12 protein-coding genes and 2 riboswitches are annotated in these 15,340 nt (G+C 60.9%); of the genes, 10 read left to right on the top strand and 2 right to left on the bottom strand.

Annotation, left to right across the window (positions count from 1 at the left end; all coding sequences use genetic code 11):
• Positions 1-48: 48 nt before the first annotated feature.
• Positions 49-275, bottom strand: a riboswitch (cobalamin riboswitch).
• Positions 276-452: 177 nt separating this feature from the next.
• Positions 453-666: riboswitch (cobalamin riboswitch) on the top strand.
• A 102-nt stretch (positions 667-768) separates the two neighbouring features.
• The 5 genes from cobW (at position 769) to BSF44_RS01120 (ending at position 9,323) form a co-directional block, all read left to right on the top strand.
• Positions 769-1,839 (top strand): cobalamin biosynthesis protein CobW, encoded by a 1,071-nt coding sequence (gene cobW, locus BSF44_RS01100; RefSeq protein ID WP_095941890.1) that lies wholly within the window; start codon positions 769-771, stop codon positions 1,837-1,839.
• Positions 1,840-1,842: 3 nt separating this feature from the next.
• Entirely contained in the window at positions 1,843-5,670 is a 3,828-nt protein-coding gene (gene cobN, locus BSF44_RS01105; protein WP_095941891.1) for a cobaltochelatase subunit CobN, read from the top strand.
• A 160-nt stretch (positions 5,671-5,830) separates the two neighbouring features.
• A complete protein-coding gene (locus BSF44_RS01110) occupies positions 5,831-6,838 on the top strand; it encodes an ATP-binding protein (RefSeq protein WP_095941892.1) in 1,008 nt (335 codons plus the stop codon).
• Between the two features lie 119 nt (positions 6,839-6,957).
• Positions 6,958-7,503, top strand: a complete 546-nt coding sequence (locus tag BSF44_RS01115; protein WP_371918205.1) for a VWA domain-containing protein — start codon at positions 6,958-6,960, stop codon at positions 7,501-7,503.
• 173 nt (positions 7,504-7,676) lie between these two features.
• Entirely contained in the window at positions 7,677-9,323 is a 1,647-nt protein-coding gene (locus BSF44_RS01120) for a phospholipase D-like domain-containing protein (RefSeq protein WP_095941894.1), read from the top strand.
• Positions 9,324-9,330: 7 nt separating this feature from the next.
• On the opposite strand, the gene BSF44_RS01125 is transcribed toward BSF44_RS01120, so the two are convergent.
• Entirely contained in the window at positions 9,331-10,557 is a 1,227-nt protein-coding gene (locus tag BSF44_RS01125) for an NADH:flavin oxidoreductase/NADH oxidase family protein (RefSeq protein WP_095941895.1), read from the bottom strand.
• Between the two features lie 77 nt (positions 10,558-10,634).
• Here BSF44_RS01125 and BSF44_RS01130 point away from each other — a divergent pair, with 77 nt between their 5' ends.
• Positions 10,635-11,039, top strand: coding sequence for a MerR family transcriptional regulator (locus tag BSF44_RS01130; RefSeq protein WP_095941896.1), 405 nt, complete (start codon positions 10,635-10,637; stop codon positions 11,037-11,039).
• 86 nt (positions 11,040-11,125) lie between these two features.
• Here the strand turns inward: BSF44_RS01130 and BSF44_RS01135 are convergent, their stop codons facing one another.
• Positions 11,126-11,854 carry a hypothetical protein gene (locus tag BSF44_RS01135; protein WP_095941897.1) on the bottom strand — a complete coding sequence of 243 codons (729 nt, stop codon included), beginning with the start codon at positions 11,852-11,854 and terminating at the stop codon, positions 11,126-11,128.
• Between the two features lie 444 nt (positions 11,855-12,298).
• On the opposite strand from BSF44_RS01135, the gene BSF44_RS01140 reads away from it, so the two are divergent.
• The 4 genes from BSF44_RS01140 to BSF44_RS01155 are packed head-to-tail and all read left to right on the top strand — an operon-like array spanning position 12,299 to position 15,324.
• On the top strand, positions 12,299-13,147 hold the full coding sequence (locus tag BSF44_RS01140) for a transporter substrate-binding domain-containing protein (protein WP_095941898.1): 849 nt from the start codon (positions 12,299-12,301) through the stop codon (positions 13,145-13,147).
• A 51-nt stretch (positions 13,148-13,198) separates the two neighbouring features.
• Entirely contained in the window at positions 13,199-13,861 is a 663-nt protein-coding gene (locus BSF44_RS01145) for an amino acid ABC transporter permease (RefSeq protein WP_032829783.1), read from the top strand.
• 9 nt (positions 13,862-13,870) lie between these two features.
• The gene (locus tag BSF44_RS01150; protein WP_046038470.1) at positions 13,871-14,533 is read left to right on the top strand and encodes an amino acid ABC transporter permease; all 663 of its coding nucleotides are present in this window, start codon (positions 13,871-13,873) and stop codon (positions 14,531-14,533) included.
• Positions 14,530-15,324, top strand: coding sequence for an amino acid ABC transporter ATP-binding protein (locus tag BSF44_RS01155; protein WP_095941899.1), 795 nt, complete (start codon positions 14,530-14,532; stop codon positions 15,322-15,324). The genes BSF44_RS01150 and BSF44_RS01155 overlap by 4 nt, the downstream gene beginning before the upstream one ends.
• Positions 15,325-15,340: the final 16 nt, after the last annotated feature.

The raw sequence follows: 15,340 nt of genomic DNA on the forward strand, positions 1-15,340 counted from the left end.
TTCAAACAGCGCCCGCCCACCGCGGGTTTGTTGGTTCAGTGACCGTACTGGTCACTTTGTGTTGCGGGCCGGTCTCCGGGCTCACGAGGGGCAAAGGCTTTGGCCTGAACCTGAAAACATCACCTTCCCATGCCTTGCAGGCACAGTGGATCTGACGCTTCGCTCGCTTACCGTTGCGGGGGCAGCACCGGACTGACATGGCTTAAGAGTAAAGCACATGATTCACCGGTTTCCCGTTTCACCCTGTGAAGGGCACCCGTAACAAGGCGTGTAGGAGAGCATGGGCGGGGGTTGGGCGTCAATTGGCAAGGGTTCTCAACTCGAAACCGAGGTGACTTCATCGCGAGCAGGCTCGCTCCCACAAGGGACCGCATTCCAATGTGGGAGCGAGCCTGCTCGCGAAGGGGGCACCGCCGATTTCAAGTGAACATTGACCCGCCCCAAGACCATGCGTAGCCTTGCGCTTTCGAGGTTCTTCGGCGTTTGTCGAAGCTAAGAAGGGAACGCGGTCGATGCCGCGGCTGCCCCCGCAACTGTGAACGGTGATGTTCGTTGCCACGCCACTGCAGGCTCAAATCATGAGGCCGGCGGGAAGGCGCAGCGAATGCCAGGCTCAAGGCCGGCACACCGTCAGCCAGGAGACCTGCCTCGTCACAGATTCTCACTTTCAACCGGGCGGGGTGATCCGGTGGCGAACTCTTCAGGCACGCGCGTCCGTGTTGCCGGTCGTCGTCCCGTATGCCCGCCACTTAAGCCATAGGGCATCCGATGAAAACACTGGCCAAACTCCCCGTCACCATCGTCACCGGCTTTCTCGGCTCGGGTAAAACCACGCTGCTGCGGCACATGCTCGACAACGCCCAGGGTCGCCGCATCGCGGTGATCGTCAACGAATTTGGCGAGCTGGGCATCGACGGCGAAATCCTCAAGCAGTGCTCCATCGGTTGCACCGAAGAAGAAGCCAACGGCCGTGTCTATGAGCTGGCCAACGGCTGCCTGTGCTGCACCGTCCAGGAAGAATTCTTCCCGGTGATGCGCGAACTGGTGGCCCGTCGCGGCGATCTGGACCACATTCTCATCGAAACGTCCGGCCTGGCGCTGCCAAAGCCGCTGGTGCAGGCCTTCCAGTGGCCGGAAATCCGCAGTGCCTGTACGGTGGATGCGGTGATCACCGTGGTCGACAGCCCGGCCGTGGCCGCCGGCACCTTCGCCGCGTTCCCGGATCAGGTCGACGCCCAGCGCAAACTTGACCCGAACCTGGACCACGAATCGCCGTTGCACGAACTGTTCGCCGACCAACTGGCCAGTGCTGACCTGGTGATCCTCAACAAGGCTGACCTGATCACCCCGGCGGACCTGGCCCGCGTGCGCCTGGAAGTCGCCGAGGAATTGCCGCCAGCGGTGAAAATCATCGAAGCCAGCAGCGGTCGCCTGCCGCTGGACGTGCTGATCGGCCTGGGTGCCGGCTCCGAAGAACACATCGACGGCCGTCACAGCCACCACGACCATCATCACGATGGCGACGACGATCATGACGACCACGATCACGACGCCTTCGATTCGATCTCCATCGAACTGCCGCAAGCCGATGAAAGCCTGCTGCTGGACGCGCTGACCCAACTGGTGGTCCAGCACGGCATCCTGCGGGTCAAGGGTTTTGCGGCGATTCCGAACAAGCCGATGCGCCTGCTGATCCAGGGCGTGGGCACGCGTTTCGACAAGCATTTCGACCGCCAGTGGGGCGCCGAAGAAGCGCGAGTCACCCGCCTGGTGCTGATCGGCCAGCAACTGGACGCCACTGTTCTCGAAGCGCAATTGCGCGCCGCGCTCAGCGTGTAAGCCATGCACCTGCTCAGGACCCAGCCCGGCGGTTTCGTGTCGGATGACAATATCGCCGACCTTGGACAAACCCCCGCCGAGCTGGTGGTCCTGTGCAGCGGCGATTCCAGCCTGGCGCTGCTTGCCGAAGCGGCGCAACAGTTGCCCGACGATTACCCGAGCGTGCGCCTGGCCAACCCGATGCAGGTGCAAAACCATGCCTCGGTGGATTTGTACGTCGATGAAGTGCTGCGTCACGCCCGGGTGATCCTGATTTCGCTGCACGGCGGCATCGCCTATTGGCGTTATGGCATCGAGCGCCTGGTCGAGCTGTCGCAGCGCGGTGTGCAGGTGATTCTGGTGCCGGGCGATGATCGCCCGGACCCGGAACTCAGTGACCTGTGCACTGTCGGTGCCGAAGATCGCGACCGGCTCTGGCAGTTTCTGCGTCAGGGCGGTATGGGCAACGCCCTCGATTTCTTCCGCTGCCTGGCCAACCGCTGGCTGGCCCGTGATTACACCTGGGGCGAGCCGCAAACCCTGCCACGCACGGCGGTTTACCATCCGCACAAACATTCTGCCGCACTAAGCGACTGGCAGGCCGACTGGCAGGCCGGTCAACCGGTGGCGGCGGTGTTGTTTTACCGCTCGCATTTACAGGCGGCGAACACCGCGTTCATTGATGTTTTTTGCCAGCGTTTGCAGGCGGCGGGGTTGAATCCGTTGCCGATTGCCCTGGCCAGCCTGAAAGAGCCCGGTTGCCTTGGCGTGGTCGAGGACTGGCTGGACGAGGCCTGCGTCTCGGTAATTCTGAACACCACCGGCTTTGCCCAGTCCAGCCCGGAAGCACCGCATCTGCGGCCATTCCGCCGCAATATTCCGGTGATCCAGGCGATTTGCGCCCAAGACAACGAACCGGGCTGGCGCGCCAGCGAACAGGGGCTTGGCCCCCGAGACCTGGCGATGCATATCGCGTTGCCTGAGCTGGACGGGCGCATCATCAGCCGTCCGATCAGCTTCAAGGACCTAGCGTGGCGGAGTGAGCGTAGTCAGTCGGATGTAGTCTGCTACCGGCCACAACCGGAGCGCATGGACTTCGTTGCCGAACTGGCGCGGCGCTGGGTCGATCTGGCGCGGGTGCCCAATGCAGAAAAACGCATTGCCTTGATTCTCGCCAACTACCCGACCCGCGACGGTCGCATCGGCAATGGCGTCGGCCTCGATACCCCGGCAGCGGCGTTGAATATCCTGCGGGCGTTGCATGCCGACGGTTATCCATTACCGGCTGAGTTACCAGACAGCGGCACCGCGCTGATCCAGCAGTTACTGGGCGGCGTCAGCAACGACCTCGATACCCTCGACCTGCGTCCGTGCCAGCAAAGCCTGGGCATGGATGATTATCTGGCGATGTTCAACGCACTGCCCGAAGCCAACCGTGCGGCGGTGCTCGAACGTTGGGGCGCGCCGGAAAGCGACCCGATGTGCCGCAGCGGACGGATGATGATCGCCGGCCTGCGCTTGGGCCTGACCTTCGTCGGCATTCAACCGGCGAGGGGTTATCAGGTCGATCCGAGCGCGGTGTATCACGACCCGGACCTGGTGCCGCCCCACGGTTACCTGGCGTTCTACTTCTGGCTGCGCAACGCCTACGGCGCCCACGGTGTGATCCACGTCGGCAAGCACGGCAACCTCGAATGGCTGCCGGGCAAAGGCGTCGGGCTGTCGGAACATTGTTGGCCAGATGCTTTGCTCGGGCCGCTGCCGAACATCTATCCGTTCATCGTCAACGACCCGGGCGAGGGCGCCCAGGCCAAGCGGCGCACCCAGGCGGTGATCATCGATCATCTGATGCCACCTTTGACCCGCGCCGAAACCTACGGCCCGCTACGCAACCTCGAATTGTTGGCCGATGAATATTACGAAGCGCAGTTGCTGGACCCACGTCGTGCCCGAGAGTTGCAGCGCGACATCCTGCAGCTGGTGCGCGACACCCACATCGACCGTGAACTGCAACTGGACGAACGACTCGACAGCGATGCCGACGCAGCGATCTGGTTGCCGCGACTCGACACCTACCTGTGCGACTTGAAAGAGTCGCAGATCCGCGACGGCCTGCATGTGTTCGGCGAATCGCCCACCGGGCGTTTGCGTATCGACACCTTGCTGGCGTTGTTGCGCATTCCACGAGGCGATGGCCGGGGCGCGCAGTCGAGCCTGCTGCGGGCGCTGGCCAAGGCGTTCGGGTTGGGCTTCGACCCACTGGATTGCGCGCTGGCCGAGCCGTGGACGGGGCCGCGTCCCGAGCCGCTTTTGCTGGTCAGCGACGAGTCTTGGCGTACGGCGGGGGATACCCGCGAACGCCTGGAGCTGTTCGCCACACAACTGATCTCGCAGGCATTGGCCGACCCATGCAGGAGCGAGCCTGCTCGCGATGGAGTGTCAGCCACATTGATGCCAACCGACACTCCATCGCGAGCAGGCTCGCTCCTACACGAGGTGCAAGCCATCATCGACAACCTGCGCGAGGTGGTCGCCCCGCGTCTGGACGCCTGCGGTCCGGCGGAAATGCGCGGATTGCTCGATGCCCTGGGCGGTCGCTTCGTCCCGGCCGGTCCCAGCGGCGCGCCGAGTCGTGGTCGCCTGGACGTGCTGCCCACCGGTCGCAATTTCTATTCGGTGGACGTGCGCAACCTGCCGACCACCACGGCGTGGCGCATCGGGTTCCAGTCGGCCAACCTGATCCTCGAACGGCACCTGCAAGACCACGGCGATCATTTGCGCCAGCTCGGCCTGTCGGTGTGGGGCACCGCGACCATGCGCACTGGCGGTGATGACATCGCCCAAGCGATGGCGCTGATGGGCGTGCGTCCGGTCTGGGCCACCGGCAGCCAGCGGGTCGATGATTTCGAGATTCTGCCGTTGAGTTTGCTCGACCGTCCGCGGGTGGACGTGACTTTGCGCGTGTCCGGTTTCTTCCGGGATGCCTTTGCCAATCTGATTCGCTTGTTCGACGCGGCGGTGCAAGCGGTGGCCGACCTCGATGAGCCGGACGACCTCAACCCGCTGGCGGCCAAGGTACGCGCCGAGCGTGCAGCCTTGCTGCAGTCAGGGCTCGATGAAGAGGCTGCGCGACGTCAGGCCGGCTGGCGGATATTCGGAGCCAAGCCCGGTGCCTACGGCGCGGGCGTGCAGGGCGCCATCGACGGTCGCCTGTGGCAGAGCCGTGAGGACTTGGCGGAGGTCTACCTCAACTGGGGCGGCTACGCTTACGGCGGTTCCGACGAAGGCACCGCCGCCCGCGAACAGTTCAGCCAGCGCCTGAGCCAGGTGCAGGCGGTGCTGCAAAACCAGGATAACCGCGAGCACGATCTGCTCGACTCCAACGATTACTACCAGTTCCAGGGCGGCATGCTCGCGGCGGTGGAAAGCCTGAAGGGCGAGGCGGCGGCCAGCTATCATGGCGACCACAGTCAGCCGGACCTGCCGAAGATTCGCACCTTGAAGGAAGAGCTGAACCGGGTGATCCGCTCCCGGGCGGCCAATCCGAAGTGGCTCGAAGGCGTTAAGCGTCACGGCTACAAAGGCGCGTTCGAAATGGCGGCGACTGTCGACAACCTGTTCGCCTTCGACGCCACCACGCAGTTGATCGACGATCACCAGTACGCGTTGCTGGCCGATGCCTATTTGCTCGACCCGGACACCCGGGATTTTGTCCGCGAACACAATCCCCATGCCTTGCGCGACATGACCGAGCGCATGCTCGAGGCGCAACAGCGCGGGATGTGGAAGGAGCCCGGCGAGTACCGCGAGGCGCTGGAGAATTTGTTGCTGGATATAGAAGAAGACGGCTAATTACCGCAAATCCTGTAGGAGCGAGCTTGCTCGCGATGGACTTAAGGGCGACGCGTTTTTCCAGTAAACACGCGTCATCGTTAACGACCATCGCGAGCAAGCTCGCTCCTAGAGAGATTGGGGTGCCTGTGAGATCACCGACCATGACCGAGATAAAACAATGACCGACATCCCGCATTTCCCGCTCTCCGCCGTGGTCGGCGCCGACGATTTGAAACTGGCCCTGTACCTGACCGCCATCGACCCGAAAATCGGTGGCGTACTGATCGAAGGCCCGCGTGGCATGGCCAAATCGACCCTGGCCCGTGGCCTGGCGGACCTGCTGGCCAGCGGTCAGTTCGTCACCTTGCCGCTGGGCGCCACCGAGGAGCGGCTGGTCGGCACCCTCGATCTCGACGCGGCGCTGGGCGAAGGTCGCGCACAGTTTTCCCCCGGCGTACTGGCCAAGGCTGACGGAGGCGTGCTCTACGTCGACGAAGTCAATCTGTTGCCCGATCACCTCGTTGACCTGCTGCTCGATGTGGCCGCCAGCGGCACCAATCTGGTGGAACGTGACGGTATTTCCCATAGGCATTCGGCGAAGTTCGTGCTGATTGGCACCATGAACCCGGAAGAGGGTGAACTGCGTCCGCAATTGCTGGATCGTTTCGGCTTGAACGTCGCCCTCGGTGGCCACACCGCGCCGACCGAGCGCGGCCAGATCATCCGCCGTCGCCTGGATTTCGACAGCGATCCGCAAGGTTTCTGCGCCGAATGGGAATCCGCGCAGGCGTCTCTGCGCGAACGTTGCCAGAACGCACGCAACGCACTGGCAAAGATTCCTCTCGATGACCAGGCGCTGGCACACATCACTGAGCGCTGCTTTGCCGCCGGCGTCGATGGCTTGCGCGCCGACCTGGTCTGGCTGCGTGCCGCCCGGGCACACGCCGCCTGGCGCGGGGCGCATACCATCGCCGAGGACGATATCGACGCCGTTGCCGAGTTCGCCTTGCGCCATCGTCGTCGCGAGCATTCACCACCGGCACCTCAGCCATCCCAGGCTGCGCAACCCGCTGCACCGCAGAACGCCAATCCGAGCGAAGGTCAGGGCCAGTGGGGCGAGTTGCCTGCCCAGGCGCTCTCGGTCGGCGCACGACGTGAAGTGCCGAGCTGGCCAAAAAAGCCCTAGGCATTCGCCTTCGCTGCGACGCGGGGGCGAATGCCAGACCCCGTGCCGGGCGGCTGGACCACGGCAAACAGGGCAAGCGACACGCAGCCCCCGGCGGCTCCGTCAACTGGCCTGGCACATTGCTCAATGGTCGGCCCCGTCAGCGTGCTGATCTTTTGTATCAACTGCGCACCCGTTCGCCCCATGAACTGTGGCTGGTGATTGTCGATGCGTCGGCTTCAACCCGCCGTCATCAGGCGTTGAGTGATGCCAAAGGCTTGCTGGCGCAGCTGTTCGATGATGCCTACCGCCAGCGTGCGCGACTGGCGTTGCTGACCGCCAGCGGCTCGGTGCCCGAGTGGCAGGTGCAAGGGTTGAAGGCTTCCAACGGTTTGCGCCATTGGCTCGATGGGCTCGGCGCAGGCGGCGGAACGCCGTTGCTGGCGGCGCTGGGTGAGGCGAGGCACTGGCTGGCCGCGCGGCAAAAGCGTTTTCCGGCGGAACAGCAAAGATTTTTATTGGTGACCGATGGGCGGCTGAAGGACTGGTCCATGCTGCCGGCAATCGAATGTCCAGGGCTGGTGATCGACATCGAACGCGGGCCGATTCACCTTGGCCGGGCAAAGGTGTTGGCAGCGCAGTTGCAGGTTGATTATCGACACATCGATGAGCTGATTTCAGGTTGAGTTTTGTGCTGACAGTGCCGGCCCCATCGCGAGCAGGCTCGCTCCCACAGGAGAATGCATTCCAATGTGGGAGCGAGCCTGCTCGCGATGGCATCCCTCGGGTATTGGATAATTACGGTTACCCGCATCGCTGCCCTATGCTGCTGTAAGCAAGCCATCCACAGGAGTGACCCATGCGCGTTCTAACCCGCAATGATCAGGACGATTTTCGTGTCAAAGCCTACGCCGGCACCAATGGCGTGCTGTTGGCCATGGACCTGGCCGAATCCCGTCGCATTGGCCTGTTGGGTTTTGCCATTGAAAAACAGCAGGGCAGCAAACCCTGGATGTTTCTGTTCAATAGCCTGACATTCCCGGACAAGGACCATACCTTCCCCCGGTTCCACGCCACGCCCAGCGATATTGCGCCGTTACAGAAATTCCGTTGGGCCGATTACGCGGTCAATCCGGGGATGACGATCCACTATCGGGTCTATCCGGTCTACGGCAGCCACAATGCGCCACAACTGGGTGAGTGCCTGGCGGTAACGGTCACCTCCGACGATGGCCATCCTGGCAACCAAAGCGTCAACTTCAACCGCGCAGTAGCCGCCAGTCAGGCGTTCGAGCGCAAGTTTCCCGATCTCGATGCACTCATTGGCAAAAAGCACAAGCTGCCCATCGAAGCCTGGCCCGATGCCCCGCGTAGATGGTTGGAGAACGGTTTGCTCGGGCGCTTGTTGGGGTTTATCGCGCGTGCTGTCGATGGCCAGTGGGCGCTGGATATCGCCATCTATGAGTACCAGTTGCAGGTGATTGTCGACGCAGTGGAGGCTGCGCTGGAACGCGGCGTGAAAGTTCGCGTCCTTTATCACGCGCAACCGGGCGAAGACACTACCGCCTTCAACGAGGTCAGTCTGAAAAATATCCCCCAGGCGAACAAACGCGGGCGGGTCACCCACAATATCTTTCACAACAAGTTCATGGTCTTGAGTCGGCTTGACGCAGCGGGGCAGCATCAGCCCGAAGCGGTACTCTGCGGCAGCACCAACTTCACCCCCAACGGCGTTTACCGTCAGGCCAACGTGGTGCATGTGCTGGACGATACGCGGCTCAGTACCCTTTATCTGCAAACCTTCGAGCAGGTCTGGAGCACGCCGGCAGATGTCGGCGCCACGCGGCAATGGATCACGCAGCACAACCCGATGGATCCGACGCAGGCCCTTTTCGCCGGGTTCTCGCCGCGCTCGGGCGGGGGGGATCTGGATGAATTCGTCTCGATCATCAATGCCGCGAAAAAGGACGTGCTGTTCGTCACTGCGTTCGCCTTGCCCGACGCTATCCTCAACGCCTTGCTCGGCTTGCCCCATGACGACATCCTGCGCTATGGCCTGCAAAATACCACCAGCGAAATCACCGGGTTTCACGCCGACCGCACCGCTGAATTCACCACCGTTGCCCTGCTCGACAAAGGGCTGGAAGGCTGGCTCCAGGAAAGCAGGGAGGGTCAGAAGGGTAATATCCTGGTGCACACCAAAGCCATCGTCACTGACTTCACCAGTGATGCGCCGACGATCATCAGCGGTAGCCACAACCTCAGCGCCGCAGCCAGCAACGGCAATGACGAAAACTATCTGATCATTCGCGGCGATACCGATCTGGCAGACCGTTATGGCCTGGAGTTGTTGCGGTTCTACGAGCATTACCGCTTTCGCTATTTCGCGAAAAAGCTTGCGCTCAAGCAGGTCCAGCCGTTGGCGACGGATAACAGCTGGACTGATGACTATTACCGCGAGGGGAATCTACGGATGTTGTCGCGACTGCGGTTTACCGGCCAATAGCGATCCATCATTGCGCGCTCATGGCCCGGCGATACTGACGCGTGCGTTTGGCGATGTATAACTGATCAATAATCAGCGCCAACAACGCCGAAACCCTGGGTCGGGTTTTGCGCCCACGGCTCAAGCGATGCAGCTGGAACTTGACCACCGCCATGCTCGCCAGCGCCGCCAGGGGCTTGCGCTTCCAGCGGATCGGCGGCAGTTGCGGATGACTGTCCCGGCCTTCGCGCCAGTGCTTGACCAGGTGCGGTTCCACGGCCAGTGCGGTGCCGATGCCAGCCATGGCAATGCCGCTGTCGAGCACCTGTTCGACGATTGCCAAACGGCGGATCCCGCCGGTCACCATCACCGGCATCCGCGCCACGCTGGCCAGTTCACCGGCCATTTCCAGAAAGTACGCCTCCCGTGCCAGGGTCCGGCCGTCGCGCGCTTCGCCTTGCATGGCCGGTGCTTCGTAACTGCCACCGGAGAGCTCCAGCAGGTCGATCGCTTGTTCGTTGAGCCACTGGATCACTTGCCGTGCATCATCGGCATCGAAACCACCGCGCTGGAAGTCCGCTGAATTGAGCTTCACCGACACACAAAATTGCGGCGACACCGCCTGGCGAACCGCCTCGACAACGGACAACAGCAGACGCGCGCGATTTTCCAGGGCGCCACCCCATTGATCGGTGCGCCGATTGGTGAGTGGCGAAAGGAACTGGCTGATCAGGTAACCGTGGGCGGCGTGGATCTGCACCCCGGTAAAACCGGCTTTCTCGGCCAGTGCGGCGCTGGCGGCGAAGCGTCGGATCACCTCCTGGATGTCGTCCTCGGTCATGGGCTTGGGTTCGGCGAACATCTTCGAAAACTGGCCGAGATCCAACGCGACCGCCGATGGCGCCAAGGCTTGCTGGCCGAGGTTGGCCATGGTCTGGCGGCCAGGATGGTTGAGCTGCACCCAGAAGTGCGCACCGCCGGCCCGGCCGACACTGGCCCACTGGCGGAAACGATCCAGGTGGCGCTCGTCTTCCAGGGCTACACCGCCGGGGCCGGTCATGGCGCGGCGGTCGATCATCACATTGCCGGTCAGCAACAAGCCGGCTTCACCCTCGGCCCAGGCCTGATACAGGCGCAACAGCGCCTGGTCGGGCACCTGATCGGTGTTGGCGAGGTTCTCTTCCATCGCGGCTTTGGCAATGCGATTGCCGATGGTCTGGCCGTTGGGCAAATTCAAGGTTTGGAAGGGGGACATGCTTGACTCCTCAAAGTGATGAGCAGAGGCTAAGCTTAAAGTTAACTTTAATGTCAAGCAGGTAAAATGAGGCCGCAATGAAAATTGGCGAATTGGCGCAGTTGAGCGGGTTGACCGCATCACGCATCCGTTTTTACGAGTCTCAGGGCTTGATCCGGCAGGTCGAGCGTTCTTCCAACGGTTATCGGCGTTACTCGCAACAGGCGCTGCAAACCCTGCAACTCATCCAATGCGCACAACAAGCCGGTTTCAGCCTGGAGGAACTCAAGCAGTTGCTGCCGGACACTGTGACGGGCGCGTTCAAGCACGACGAGTTGATGGCCGGCCTGCATCGCAAGATCGAGCAGATCGACGAGATGCAACGGCACCTGGCCCATAGCAAGGCGCAGTTGCTGGGCTGGATCGACACCATACAGGCCAAGCCCGAAGGTATGAGTTGCGATGAAAATGCCGAGCGGGTGATGACGACATTCAAACACTAGGTCGGGCAGGGACACGGGAACCGGATTGCGCATCAGCGTAGCGGCCCCACGTGCGTCCGACTGTGAACACATTGTTCGCAGGACTTTTACTGTTGAACGGGCAAAACAGTTTGTTTGACTGGATAGGCAAAAGACTCGGTGTTATCGATAGTCGCATAAACGGTCTGCTCATCTCCTGGCTTTATGGGAGCAGGAACGTTAGGAAAAGAACTGATGTATCGGTCTTCACTCCAGCGCGTTGTATATAAACCCATGAGATACGGGAGCAAGGTAGCCCCGGTATAAAATTCCCCAGGTGAAACAGAAAAAATGGTGGTGATGGAGGTTTTGATTGGAAAAAAGATCGCACTTGGATAAGTGCCACATAACGGATAGTTTGGATCGTTACGGGAGCATGTTGACGGTGGCTCCTGCCCGACGACCAATTTGGTGGGCGGTGAGCTGATACCGTTTACAAACACCGAAAATGAAATGCCCTTTCCCGGCAGGTTTTGCAGATTCAATTGAGACATCGTGAAGTCGCCGTTAGACAGCGTGGATACCTGCTTCAAGATGACGCCATCACTGGTTACCGCCGTTACCATGAAAGGACCTGCAAACGTGGTTCCAACGATAGTCCCCGAAATGGATGTGGCACTTTTTGAAAGTGGTGTCGTGACACAAACTTCAGGGCCATTCTGGCCGATGAACTTTCCATTGACCAAGCTGCTGCATTCTTCGCTGACCGTGGAAACAGTCGCGTCGGGATCAACGTTGCAAGCTGTCAAACCCATTCCCAGCGTCGCGCAAAAAAATAAAGTTTTCGCCGTATTCATGTTCGATTCCCTTTGGTGTCGACAGTCAGATACGCCGCCAGTATTTCCTCGCCTACTCCGAAGCGTCTACTGTCATAGTTGACAGTAGTGATCAGTTTGTCCGGGTTTAAACAGATGTTTTTCAATGGGCACACAGCGCTCGGCTACTGATGAGAAAGGCTATGTGCCGAGGGTGGGATAGATCATTTTTTGATTGTCTTGAATTGGTTCATTGCGCACTCGGTTGTGAACCAGATACCCGCCCTTTGTAGCCAACGGTAGCGGTCAGGGTTCCGTGCGTTTGGTAACATTTTTTCCTGTTTGCACGCATCCCTCTGATTCAAAACAAATTTCATTCCCCCTCACATTCCCTTCACATCCTGTGGCACACTTTCTGCTGTCTATTCCGTTGTTACATACTATGTTCCGGTATAGCGGAATAAACATTACCCTGGAGTGCTTGCCATGCATCGCCGACCTACCTTGTTCAAAACGTGTGTTTTTCTGTTCGCGGCTTCTGCCGCTGCCATGGGCGTGGCCCAGGCAGCGGACAGCAAGCTCGATAGCGTTCTGGCCCGTGGCAAACTGATTGTCGGCACCGGCAGTACCAACGCGCCGTGGCACTTCCAGGGCGCGGACGGCAAGTTGCAGGGGTTCGATATCGATATCGGGCACATGATCGCCAAGGGTTTGTTCAACGATCCGACCAAGGTTGAGTACGTGGTGCAGTCGTCCGATGCGCGGATTCCCAACCTGCTGACCGACAAGGTCGACATCAGTTGCCAGTTCATCACCGTGACGGCCAGCCGCGCCCAGCAAGTGGCGTTCACTCTGCCGTACTACCGCGAAGGTGTCGGCCTGCTGCTGCCGGCGAACAGCAAGTACAAGGAAATCGACGACATGAGAGCCGCCGGTGACAGTCTCACCGTGGCGGTGCTGCAAAACGTCTATGCCGAAGAACTGGTGCACCAGGCGCTGCCCAAGGCCAAGGTCGATCAGTACGACAGCGTGGACCTGATGTACCAGGCCGTGAACTCCGGTCGCGCCGATGCCGCCGCCACCGACCAGTCTTCGGTGAAGTACCTGATGGTGCAGAACCCTGGCCGTTATCGCAGCCCGGCCTACGCCTGGAGCCCGCAGACCTATGCCTGCGCGGTCAAGCGCGGCGATCAGGACTGGCTGAACTTCGTCAATACCACCCTGCATGAGGCCATGACCGGTGTTGAGTTCCCGACTTACGCGGCGTCGTTCAAACAGTGGTTCGGCGTAGAGCTACCGACCCCGGCCATCGGCTTCCCCGTCGAATTCAAATGATCCCGTGAGAGCGGGGCGATTTGAGTCGCCTCGCTCAAGGTACTGCTGACCATGAACTATCAGTTGAACTTTGCCGCCGTGTGGCGCGATTTCGACACCTTGCTGGCGGGGCTCGGCATGGGCCTTGAACTGGCCCTGGTGTCGATCGCCATCGGCTGCGTGATCGGCCTGATGATGGCGTTTGCTTTGCTGTCGAAGCACCGCGCATTGCGGGTGCTGGCGTCGGTGTATGTCACGGTGATCCGTAACACGCCGATCCTGGTGTTGATCCTGTTGATCTACTTTGCGTTGCCGAGCCTGGGGATCCGGCTGGACAAGATCCCCTCGTTCATCATCACCCTGTCGCTGTATGCCGGGGCGTACCTGACCGAAGTGTTCCGTGGTGGTCTGCTAAGCATTCCCAAGGGCCTGCGTGAAGCCGGGTTGGCCATTGGCCTGGGTGAGTGGCAGGTCAAGGCCTACGTCACCGTGCCGGTGATGCTGCGCAATGTGTTGCCGGCGCTGTCGAACAATTTCATTTCGCTGTTCAAGGACACCTCGTTGGCGGCCGCGATTGCCGTACCGGAGCTGACCTATTACGCGCGCAAGATCAATGTCGAGAGCTACCGGGTGATCGAAACCTGGCTGGTGACCACGGCGCTGTATGTGGCGGCCTGTTACCTCATTGCCATGATGCTGCGTTACCTCGAACAGCGTCTGGCGATTCGCCGATAGGAGGCCCCCATGTACGAATCCCCCAGTTGGTTGCATGAGTTGTGGGTGGCGCGGGAAGTGCTGTGGCAAGGCTTCCTGACCAGTGTCCAGGTGTCGGTGCTGGCGATTTTGCTCGGCACGCTCGTTGGTGTCGTCACCGGTCTGGTGCTGACCTACGGCAAATTCTGGATGCGCGCGCCGTTTCGTTTTTATGTCGATGTGATTCGCGGTACGCCCGTGTTCGTGCTGGTGCTGGCGTGCTTTTACATGGCGCCGGCACTCGGCTGGCAGATCAGCGCCTTCCAGGCCGGTGCGCTGGGTTTGACGCTGTTCTGCGGCTCCCACGTCGCCGAGATCGTGCGCGGTGCGTTGCAGGCATTGCCGCGCGGGCAGATGGAGGCGAGCAAGGCCATCGGCCTGACGTTCTACCAGGCGCTCGGTTACGTGCTGTTGCCCCAGGCGTTGCGGCAGATCCTGCCGACCTGGGTCAACTCGTCCACCGAGATCGTCAAGGCCTCGACCCTGTTGTCGGTGATCGGCGTGGCGGAGCTGCTACTGAGTACCCAGCAGATCATTGCCCGGACGTTCATGACCCTGGAGTTTTACCTGTTCGCCGGTTTCCTGTTCTTCGTCATCAACTACGGCATCGAGTTACTCGGCCGACACATTGAAAAGCGGGTGGCTTTGCCATGACTCAGACTCAAACCCATGCACAAAACGGCCAGCCGCTGCTGGACATTCGCGGCCTGCATAAGCGTTACGACCAGCTCGAAGTGCTCAAGGGCGTCGACCTGAGCATGCAGCGCGGCAACGTGGTGACGTTGATCGGCTCCAGCGGTTCGGGCAAGACTACGCTGCTGCGCTGCGTGAACATGCTTGAAGAGTTCCAGGGCGGGCAGATCCTGCTTGACGGTGAATCCATCGGTTATGACGAGGTCAACGGCAAACGCATTCGCCACGCGGAAAAAGTCATTGCCCGCCATCGTGCCATGACCGGCATGGCGTTCCAGCAGTTCAACCTGTTTCCGCACCTGAGCGCATTGCAGAACGTCACCCTGGGCCTGCTCAAGGTCAAGAAGCTGCACAAGGACGAGGCCGTGGCCCTGGCCGAGAAATGGCTGGAGCGCGTTGGCCTGCTGGAGCGGCGCGATCACTTTCCCGGTCAGTTGTCTGGCGGTCAGCAGCAGCGCGTGGCGATCGCCCGGGCGATTGCGATGAACCCGAGCCTGATGCTGTTCGACGAAGTGACCTCGGCGCTGGACCCGGAACTGGTGGGCGAAGTGTTGAGCGTGATCAAGGGCCTGGCCGAAGACGGCATGACCATGCTGCTCGTGACCCACGAAATGCGCTTTGCCTTCGAGGTTTCGGACAAGATCGTATTCATGAATCAGGGGCGTATCGAAGAGCAGGGGCCGCCCAAGGACCTGTTCGAACGCCCGCAGTCGCCACGATTGGCGGAATTTCTCAAAAGTACCCGTTTTTAACCTTCAATTTCAATCA

Source organism: Pseudomonas sp. ACN8, from assembly GCF_002303925.1.
Lineage (GTDB): Bacteria > Pseudomonadota > Gammaproteobacteria > Pseudomonadales > Pseudomonadaceae > Aquipseudomonas.